This window comes from Streptomyces sp. NPDC054813, from assembly GCF_053611365.1.
On the sequence record NZ_JBSHAF010000046.1, the window covers coordinates 1 to 8,696 of the forward strand.

Genomic DNA, 8,696 nt, shown 5'->3' on the forward strand with positions numbered 1-8,696 from the left:
GATCCATGGACGCGACTGATGTTTCCCCACGACCAGACCAACGACCATCCAAGCCGAAAGTCACATGATCAACGACTTCTGTTAGGACCTCTAAGGGGTCACCGCCGTAGGAGGTTCTGACTCGTTGCCGGGTGCGGGTCGTGTGTGGTTGCTCGCGCAGTTCCCCGCGCCCCTTTGGGCAGGAACACTCGCCCCCGGTCGCAAGTGCGGTCGGGGGCGGTTCTACTCTGGGGTCGGCAGTAAACGTACAACCCCCCACGAATCAGGAGCCGCCGGATGGATCACAGCGGGCACGGCATGACCATGGACTTGCCGCCGTTCACGCTGGGGCGGGGGCTGGAGTGGTCGGCGGATCCCTTCTTTCTCGTGGCCTGTGTCGCGGGGCTCGCGCTGTACGGGTGGGGTGTGGTGCGGCTGCGGCGGCGCGGGGACGCGTGGTCCGTCGGACGTACGGTGTCGTTCGTCGCCGGGGTCCTGACCATCATGCTGGTGATGTGCACCCGGCTGAACGACTACGGGATGGTCATGTTCAGCGTGCACATGGTGCAGCACATGGTCATCAGCATGCTGTCGCCCATCTTCATCCTGCTGGGCGCCCCGGTCACGCTCGCGCTGCGTGCGCTGCCCGTCGCCGGGAAGGGCCGGAAGGGACCCCGCGAGCTGTTGCTGGCGCTGCTGCACAGCCGGTACATGCGGATCATCACCCATCCCGCCTTCACGATCCCGCTGTTCATCGCGAGCCTCTACGCGCTCTACTTCACCCCGCTGTTCGACTTCCTGATGGGGTCGAAGGCCGGGCACATCGCGATGATGGTGCACTTCCTGGCCGTCGGTGTCGTCTTCTTCTGGCCGATCATCGGTGTCGATCCGGGACCGCACCGGCCGGGGTACCTGATGCGGATGCTGGAGCTGTTCGCGGGCATGCCGTTCCACGCGTTCTTCGGTATCGCGTTGATGATGGCGTCGGAGCCGATGGTCGAGACGTTCAAGAACCCGCCCGCCTCGCTCGGCATCGACGCGCTCTCCGACCAGACCGCGGCCGGCGGTATCGCCTGGGCGTTCAGTGAAGTCCCCTCCGTGCTGGTGCTGATCGCCCTGCTGTTCCAGTGGTACGGCTCCGAACAGCGGCAGGCCCGGCGCACCGACCGGGCCGCGGACCGGGACGGCGACAAGGAGCTCGAGGCGTACAACGCCTATCTGGCCTCACTGAACGCACGCAGGGGCTGAAGGGCTTCCCTCTCAGTGGCCGTCGGTGGTGACGCACCAGATCCGCCCGTGCGCCGCCTGTGCCCGGGACGTGCCGCCCCGGCAGTACGGATTCGATCCTTTTCGGTACCGGGCGGCCTCCTGGACCGGTGAGGGGACGTGGAAGACCGGGGCTCATTTCGTCGTGTGCACCGTACGGAGGCAGAACGGGGGCACCATGGAGGGAGTCGGACCATGAGGAGGGTGCCACGATGCCCGGTTCTACGAACGGTTCCACCAAGGCGATGGGGGTCCTCACGGTAGGCGGACTCGTGGTGGTGACGGCCTACACGGTGGCGCTCGGCAGCAACGGCTGGCTCTGGTTCGGGTGGGTGGTGCTGGGGCTGCTGACCCTCGCGATGGTGGCCACCCAGAACAACTGACGCAGCGCCCCGAAGGGGCGCGGGGCTGTATTGAACGTGCGGCTACCGCCGCGTGGACGCGACCAGCCGCCATGGCGCCGCAGACGACGACGGCACACCGCGGAGCGCTAGTGCACCCCGGGCTGGTACTTGGGCAGCCGGGCGGTGATCTTCATGCCCGCGCCGGGGGCGGTCTCGATGACGAGGCCGTGGTCGTCGCCGTAGACCTGGCGGAGCCGGTCGTCGACGTTGGACAGGCCGATGCCGCCGGACGGGCTGGTCTCGCCGGCGAGGATGCGGCGCAGCAGGCCGGGGTCCATGCCGGTGCCGTCGTCCTCGATGACGACCAGGGCCTCGGCGCCCTCGTCCTGCGCGGTGATCTGGATGTGACAGGTGCCGGTCTTGCCCTCCAGGCCGTGTTTGACGGCGTTCTCGACCAGGGGCTGGAGGCAGAGGAAGGGCAGGGTGACCGGCAGTACCTCCGGGGCTATCTGGAGGGTGACCGTGAGGCGGTCGCCGAAGCGGGCCCGGACGAGCGCCAGGTAGTGGTCGATGGCGTGGAGTTCGTCCGCGAGGGTGGTGAAGTCACCGTGCCTGCGGAACGAGTAGCGGGTGAAGTCGGCGAACTCCAGGAGGAGTTCACGGGCCCGCTCGGGGTCGGTGCGCACGAAGGAGGCGATCACCGCGAGCGAGTTGAAGATGAAGTGCGGGGAGATCTGGGCGCGCAGGGCACGGATCTCGGCCTCGATGAGCCGGGTGCGGGAGCGGTCCAGGTCGGCCAGTTCCAGCTGGACGCTCACCCAGCGGGCGACCTCGCCGGCCGCCCGGACCAGGACGGCGGACTCTCGCGGGGCGCAGGCGACCAGGGCGCCGTGGACGCGGTCGTCGACGGTGAGGGGCGCGACCACCGCCCAGCGGACCGGACAGTCGGGATGCTCGCAGTGCAGGCGGAAGGCCTCGCCGCGGCCGGACTCCAGCGGTCCGGCGAGGCGTTCCATGATCTCGGTGCGGTGGTGGTCGCCGACGCCGTCCCAGACCAGCAGGTTCTCGTGGTCGGTGAGGCAGAGTGCGTCGGTGCCGAGCAGGGCGCGCAGCCGGCGGGCCGACCGGCGGGCGGTCTCCTCGGTCAGGCCCGCGCGCAGCGGGGGTGCGGCGAGGGAGGCGGTGTGCAGGGTCTCGAAGGTGGCGTGTTCGACGGCGGTGCCGAGACCGTCGAGACTCTCGGGGCGTGCGGTGCGGCGGCCCAGCCAGAAGCCGGCGGCCAGCAGTGGGAGTACGGCCACCAGGAGGCCGGCCAGGAATCCGGTCACGCCTTCACCTCCGCACGCAGTTCCTCGGGGAGGTGGAAGCGGGCCAGGATCGCGGCCGTCCCCGGCGGAACCCGGCCCGGCGTCGCCAGGGACACCAGGATCATGGTGAGGAAGCCCAGCGGCACCGACCAGAGGGCGGGCCAGGCGAGCAGGGCGTGCAGGTTCCCGGTGCCCGGGAAGTCGGCCATCGTCGCGGCCACCGCGCAGAACGCCGAGCCGCCCCCGACCAGCATCCCGGCGGCCGCGCCGGGCGGGGTCAGCCGCCGCCACCAGATGCCGAGGACCAGCAGCGGGCAGAAGGAGGAGGCGGACACCGCGAAGGCGAGCCCCACGGCGTCCGCGGCCGGCAGCCCGCCGACGACCACGCTGGCGGCGAGCGGTACGGCCATGGCCAGTACGGTCCCGAGTCTGAAGTGCCGTACCCCGCGTGACGGGAGGACGTCCTGGGTGAGGACGCCGGCGACCGCCATGGTGAGTCCGGAGGCGGTGGACAGGAACGCGGCGAAGGCGCCGCCCGCCACCAGGGCGCCGAGGAGATCGCCGCCGAGGCCGCCGATGACCCGGTCGGGCAGCAGCAGGACGGCCGCGTCCGCGTTGCCGGTGAGGGTGAGTTCGGGGGTGTAGAGCCGGCCGAGGGCGCCGTAGACGGGCGGCAGCAGGTAGAAGAGGCCGATCAGGGCGAGGACGGCGACCGTGGTGCGGCGGGCGGCGACGCCGTGCGGGCTGGTGTAGAAGCGGACGACGACGTGCGGCAGGCCCATGGTGCCGAGGAAGGTGGCGAGGATCAGCCCGTACGTGGCGTACAGCGGGCGCTCCTCGCGGCTCTCGGCGAGCGAGGTGGACATACCGCCGTTGGTGCCCCGGTCGGTGGCGGGCACCCGGGTGCCCTTGGCGAAGGTCAGACGGGTGCCGGCGGCGATGCGGTGGGTCCCCTCGGGGAGGGTGACCCTGGTGTCCTGGTGCGGGCGGCCGTCGACGGTGCCGGTGACGGTGACCGTGAGGGGGCGGTCCAGCCTGAGGTCGAGGGTGTCCTGGACGGCGACGGTGCGCTGGTCGCGGAAGGCGGCCGGTTCGTCGAAGGCGTGGGTGGGGGCGCCGGCGCCCTGCCAGGCGAGGATCAGGAAGAGGGCGGGGACCAGCAGGGCGGTGAGTTTCAGCCAGTACTGGAAGGCCTGTACGAAGGTGATGCTGCGCATGCCGCCGGCGGCGACGGTGGCCACCACGACCACCGCCACGATCAGCCCGCCCAGCGCGTCCGGGGCGCCGGTGAGAACCGCCAACGTCAGCCCGGCTCCCTGGAGTTGGGGCAGCAGGTAGAGCCAGCCGACGCCGACGACGAACGCCCCGGCCAGCCGTCGTACCGGCTGCGAGGCGAGCCGCGCCTCGGCGAAGTCGGGGAGGGTGTAGGCGCCGGATCGGCGCAGCGGGGCGGCGACGAACAGGAGGAGGACCAGATAGCCGGCGGTGTAGCCGACCGGGTACCAGAGCATGTCCGGGCCCTGCACCAGGACCAGTCCGGCGATGCCCAGGAAGGAGGCGGCGGAGAGGTACTCGCCGCTGATCGCGGCCGCGTTGAGGCGTGGGCCCACGGTGCGCGAGGCGACGTAGAAGTCGGACGTGGTACGGGATATCCGCAGGCCGAAGGCGCCGACGAGAACGGTCGTGACGACGACGAGGGCGACGGCCGGGACGGCGTAACCGGAGTTCATCGGGCCTCGTCACGAAGGGAGTTCATGGTCCTCGACGAGGCGGACGAAGTCCTCCTCGTTGCGTTCGGCGCGGCGCACGTACCAGCGGGCCAGCAGGATCAGCGGGGCGTACAGGCAGAAGCCGAGCACCAGCCACTCCAGGCGGCGGGCCTGCGGGGCGGCCGCGAAGACCAGCGGGAGCGGGCCGACGAGCAGCACGAGCACGGCGAACACGACGACGGCGACGCGGAGTTGGGAGCGCATGAGGGAGCGGACGTAGGTGTGGCCGAGGGTGGTCTGCTCGTCGATCTCGGTACGCGGCCGGTAGTAGCCGGAGCTACGGCGGCTGCGGCGCGGCGGCCCGGTGACCGTGACCCGGCGTTCGGCGGGGTCGGTGGGCACCGTCAGACCCTCCTCATCAGCAGGTCCCGCAGCTCGCGCGCGTGGCGCCGGCTGACCTGGAGTTCCTCGCCGCCGACCAGGACGCTCACCGTGCCCGCGTCCAGGCGGAGTTCGCCGATGTGGCGCAGGGCGACCAGGTGGCGGCGGTGGATGCGGACGAAGCCGCGGGAGCGCCAGCGGTCCTCCAGGGTGGAGAGCGGGATGCGCACCAGGTGGCTGCCGCGCTCGGTGTGCAGGCGGGCGTAGTCGCCCTGGGCCTCGACATGGGTGATGTCCTCGACGGCCACGAACCGTGTGACACCGCCGAGTTCGACCGGCAGGTGGTCCGGGTCGGGTTCGTGCACGGGTATGTGCGGTGCGGTGCCGCGCAGTTCGGCGACCCGTCGTACCGCCTCCGCCAGGCGCTCCTTCCGTACCGGCTTGAGGACGTAGTCGACCGCCTTGAGATCGAAGGCCCTTACGGCGAAGTCCTCGTGGGCGGTGACGAACACGACCAGCGGGGGCCGGGCGAAGCCGGTGAGCAGCCGGGCCATCTCCAGTCCGTCCAGGCCGGGCATCTGGACGTCCAGGAAGACGACGTCGACGGCCTCGGGGCCGTGGGGTCCGGACTCCAGGGCGCGGGTGATGCGGCGCAGCGCCTCGGTGGCGTCCCCGGCGCCCTCGACGCTGCCGATGCGCGGATCGGCGTTCAGCAGGTAGCGGAGCTCTTCCAGCGAGGGGCGTTCGTCGTCGACGGCGAGGGCGCGCAGCATGAACGGAGTGTAGGCGGCGGACCGGGGCGCTGGACATGTACCGGACGTGGACGTCCGCGCCGGACGAACCGTGTGAAGTGGCGCGGCCTGAAGTGTCTTTCCCCGTGGATACAGTGCGGACATGAACAGCGGCACCGCCCCCTTCGACGATCTCGACCGGAAGATCACCACCGCGCTGATGGCGAACGCGCGGACCAGTTTCGCCGAGATCGGCGCGGCCGTCGGGCTCTCCGCGACGGCCGTGAAGCGGCGGGTCGACCGACTGCGCGAGACCGGAGTGATCACCGGGTTCACGGCCACAGTGAAGCCGTCGGCCCTCGGCTGGCGTACCGAGGCGTACGTCGAGGTGTACTGCGAGGGCGCGGCCCCGCCCAGGCGGCTCGCGGAGGTGGTCCGCAACCATCCGGAGATCACCGCGGCCATGACGGTGACCGGCGGCGCGGACGCCCTGCTGCATGTCCGCGCCCGGGACGTGGACCACTTCGAGGAGGTGCTGGAGCGGATCCGGGTGGAACCCTTCATCCGGAAGACGATCAGTGTGATGGTGCTGTCGCATCTGCTCCCGGAGAGCCCGGAGGCCGGTGCGACACACGCGGCACCGCAGTAGAGCGGAGGCAGGCAGGAAGCAAACGCACCGATGCTGCGTTTGTGTGATCGGAGACGCAGCAATCCTGCGCAGACACGCAACATCCATTGCTTGTCGCCCGTATCCGACGCTTTCTACCTTGGTGTCACCCCTCGTCGACACCGCAGGAAAGCGGAGGAACACCTCTGTGCCCGAAAGCCGTGTGCCGCGTGTCCGGCGCTTCCTCGTCTGCGAACCCAGACACTTCGCCGTGCAGTACGCGATCAATCCCTGGATGAACCCCGACACCAGGGTCGACGTCGACCTGGCCCGTGAGCAGTGGACCGCGCTCATCAGCGCCTACCGTGCCCACGGCCACAGCGTCGACCACCTGGAGCCGGTCCCCGGCCTGCCCGACATGGTCTTCGCCGCGAACTCGGCGGTCGTCGTCGGCGGCCGTGTCTTCGGCTCCCTGTTCCACGCGCCGGAGCGACGCCCCGAGTCCTCCCACTACGACCTCTGGTTCAAGACCGCCGGCTACGACGTGTACCGCCCTGGCTCGGTGGTCGAGGGCGAGGGCGACCTGGTCTGGACGGGCCGGTACCTGCTCGCCGGCACCGGCTTCCGCACCACCCGGGAGGCGCACCGGGAGGCACAGGAGTTCTTCGGCCATCCGGTGATCAGCCTGACCCTGGTGGACCCGTACTTCTACCACCTGGACACCGCGCTGTTCGTCCTCGACGACGAGAACATCGTGTACTACCCGGAGGCCTTCTCCAGCGGCAGCCGCGAGGTGCTGCGCCGGCTCTACCCGGAGGCGGTGCTCGCCACCCGCGACGACGCCATGGCATGGGGGCTGAACTCCGTCTCCGACGGCCGCCGGGTCTTCATCGCGCCGCAGGCCGAGGCGCTCGCCGCCCGGCTCGCCGACCAGGGCTACGAACCGGTCCCCGTCGACCTGTCGGAGTTCCACAAGGCCGGCGGCGGCATCAAGTGCTGCACCCAGGAAATCCGCTGAGGTCCGAGGAGAGTCATCGATGACCGCACCCGCGCACACCCGTACCTCCGCCGAGCTGATCGAGGCCGAGGAGCCGGTCCTCGCGCACAACTACCATCCATTGCCCGTGGTCGTCGCCGGTGCCGAGGGCGCCTGGGTGGAGGACGTCGAGGGCCGCCGCTATCTCGACATGCTGGCCGGCTACTCGGCCCTCAACTTCGGCCACCGCCACCCGGCCCTGATCGAGGCCGCACACCGCCAGCTGGACCGGCTGACCCTCACCTCCCGGGCCTTCCACAACGACCGGCTCGCCGAGTTCGCCGAACGGCTGGCCGCGCTGACCGGCCTGGACATGGTGCTGCCGATGAACACCGGCGCCGAGGCGGTGGAGAGCGGCATCAAGGTGGCCCGCAAGTGGGCCTACGACGTGAAGGGCGTCCCGGCCGACCGGGCCACGATCGTCGTCGCGGCGGACAACTTCCACGGCCGTACGACCACGATCGTCAGCTTCTCCACGGACGAGACCGCCCGCGCGGGCTTCGGACCGTTCACACCGGGCTTCCGGATCGTGCCGTACAACGACCTGGCGGCCCTGGAGGCGGCGGTCGACGAGACGACGGCGGCCGTGCTGATCGAGCCGATCCAGGGCGAGGCCGGGGTCATGATCCCCGACGACGGCTATCTGACCGGGGTCCGCGAACTGACCCGGCGGGCCGGCTGCCTCTTCGTGGCCGACGAGATCCAGTCCGGCCTCGGCCGCACCGGCCGTACCCTCGCCGTCGACCACGAGGACGTCGTCCCGGACGTGCTGCTGCTCGGCAAGGCGCTGGGCGGCGGGATCGTGCCGGTGTCGGCGGTGGTGGCCCGGCGCGAGGTGATGAGTGTGCTGCGGCCGGGCGAGCACGGCTCGACGTTCGGCGGCAATCCGCTCGCCGCCGCGGTCGGCACGGCCGTGGTCGAGCTGCTGGAGAGCGGCGAGTTCCAGCGCCGGGCGGCCGAGTCGGGCGTGGTCCTGCGGGACGGTCTGGCGGAGCTGGTGGGCAGGGGCGTGGTCGGCTTCCGCTCGCGCGGGCTGTGGGCGGGCGTCGACGTGGACCCGGCGATCGGCACCGGGCGCGAGATCAGCGAACGCCTGATGCGCGAGGGCGTCCTCGTCAAGGACACGCACGGCTCGACGATCCGGCTGGCCCCGCCGCTGACCGTCACGGCGGAGGAACTGCGGTCGGCGCTGGGGGCGTTGGAGAAGGTGCTGGCGGCCTGAGCGAGGATGCGGCCGCGCCCCCGGGGGGCGGCCCCCCCCCCCCGGGCAACCCATTCCGAAGAGCTGGGGAAAGTCCATGTTATCTGGGGTATGGGGGGGGTCGATTTGAACCGC

At 70.9% G+C, this 8,696-nt stretch carries 9 protein-coding genes and 1 pseudogene; 6 read left to right on the forward strand and 4 right to left on the reverse strand.

The genetic code is table 11. From position 1 onward, the window contains the following. Positions 1 to 276 precede the first annotated feature (276 nt). The 3 genes and pseudogenes from ACWGJB_RS47795 (at position 277) to ACWGJB_RS47805 (ending at position 1,628) form a co-directional block, all read left to right on the forward strand. Positions 277 to 1,227 (forward strand): cytochrome c oxidase assembly protein, encoded by a 951-nt coding sequence (locus tag ACWGJB_RS47795; protein ID WP_453386309.1) that lies wholly within the window; start codon positions 277 to 279, stop codon positions 1,225 to 1,227. A gap of 52 nt (positions 1,228 to 1,279) precedes the next feature. Beyond that, positions 1,280 to 1,444 (forward strand): annotated as a pseudogene (locus tag ACWGJB_RS47800) (septum formation family protein); the annotation flags it as partial. A 13-nt stretch (positions 1,445 to 1,457) separates the two neighbouring features. After that, positions 1,458 to 1,628, forward strand: coding sequence for a hypothetical protein (locus ACWGJB_RS47805; RefSeq protein ID WP_453386310.1), 171 nt, complete (start codon positions 1,458 to 1,460; stop codon positions 1,626 to 1,628). Positions 1,629 to 1,735: 107 nt separating this feature from the next. Here the strand turns inward: ACWGJB_RS47805 and ACWGJB_RS47810 are convergent, their stop codons facing one another. Genes ACWGJB_RS47810 through ACWGJB_RS47825 form a run of 4 tightly spaced genes read right to left on the reverse strand, consistent with a single transcriptional unit; the run spans position 1,736 to position 5,759 of the window. Further along, positions 1,736 to 2,917, reverse strand: a complete 1,182-nt coding sequence (locus ACWGJB_RS47810; protein ID WP_453386311.1) for a sensor histidine kinase — start codon at positions 2,915 to 2,917, stop codon at positions 1,736 to 1,738. Beyond that, positions 2,914 to 4,626, reverse strand: a complete 1,713-nt coding sequence (locus tag ACWGJB_RS47815) for a sodium/solute symporter (RefSeq protein WP_453386312.1) — start codon at positions 4,624 to 4,626, stop codon at positions 2,914 to 2,916. The genes ACWGJB_RS47810 and ACWGJB_RS47815 overlap by 4 nt, the downstream gene beginning before the upstream one ends. 9 nt (positions 4,627 to 4,635) lie before the next feature. Continuing rightward, positions 4,636 to 5,007: a hypothetical protein gene (locus ACWGJB_RS47820; protein WP_453386313.1), complete on the reverse strand. Its 372-nt coding sequence runs from the start codon at positions 5,005 to 5,007 to the stop codon at positions 4,636 to 4,638. A gap of 2 nt (positions 5,008 to 5,009) precedes the next feature. Continuing rightward, positions 5,010 to 5,759 carry a LytR/AlgR family response regulator transcription factor gene (locus tag ACWGJB_RS47825; RefSeq protein WP_453386314.1) on the reverse strand — a complete coding sequence of 250 codons (750 nt, stop codon included), beginning with the start codon at positions 5,757 to 5,759 and terminating at the stop codon, positions 5,010 to 5,012. Positions 5,760 to 5,880: 121 nt separating this feature from the next. On the opposite strand from ACWGJB_RS47825, the gene ACWGJB_RS47830 reads away from it, so the two are divergent. The 3 genes from ACWGJB_RS47830 (at position 5,881) to rocD (ending at position 8,582) form a co-directional block, all read left to right on the forward strand. Continuing rightward, entirely contained in the window at positions 5,881 to 6,366 is a 486-nt protein-coding gene (locus ACWGJB_RS47830; protein WP_450763565.1) for an Lrp/AsnC family transcriptional regulator, read from the forward strand. Between the two features lie 166 nt (positions 6,367 to 6,532). Then, entirely contained in the window at positions 6,533 to 7,342 is an 810-nt protein-coding gene (ddaH, locus tag ACWGJB_RS47835; RefSeq protein ID WP_453386315.1) for a dimethylargininase, read from the forward strand. A gap of 19 nt (positions 7,343 to 7,361) precedes the next feature. Next, the gene (rocD, locus tag ACWGJB_RS47840) at positions 7,362 to 8,582 is read left to right on the forward strand and encodes an ornithine--oxo-acid transaminase (RefSeq protein ID WP_453386316.1); all 1,221 of its coding nucleotides are present in this window, start codon (positions 7,362 to 7,364) and stop codon (positions 8,580 to 8,582) included. Positions 8,583 to 8,696: the final 114 nt, after the last annotated feature.

Bases quoted from the DNA above. Each gene is read 5' to 3' on its own strand.
- ACWGJB_RS47795 (WP_453386309.1), top strand. From the start codon at position 277: ATGGATCACAGCGGGCACGGCATGACCATGGACTTGCCGCCGTTCACG.
- ACWGJB_RS47805 (WP_453386310.1), top strand. From the start codon at position 1,458: ATGCCCGGTTCTACGAACGGTTCCACCAAGGCGATGGGGGTCCTCACG.
- ACWGJB_RS47815 (WP_453386312.1), bottom strand. From the start codon at position 4,626: ATGAACTCCGGTTACGCCGTCCCGGCCGTCGCCCTCGTCGTCGTCACG.
- ACWGJB_RS47825 (WP_453386314.1), bottom strand. From the start codon at position 5,759: ATGCTGCGCGCCCTCGCCGTCGACGACGAACGCCCCTCGCTGGAAGAG.
- ACWGJB_RS47830 (WP_450763565.1), top strand. From the start codon at position 5,881: ATGAACAGCGGCACCGCCCCCTTCGACGATCTCGACCGGAAGATCACC.
- rocD (WP_453386316.1), top strand. From the start codon at position 7,362: ATGACCGCACCCGCGCACACCCGTACCTCCGCCGAGCTGATCGAGGCC.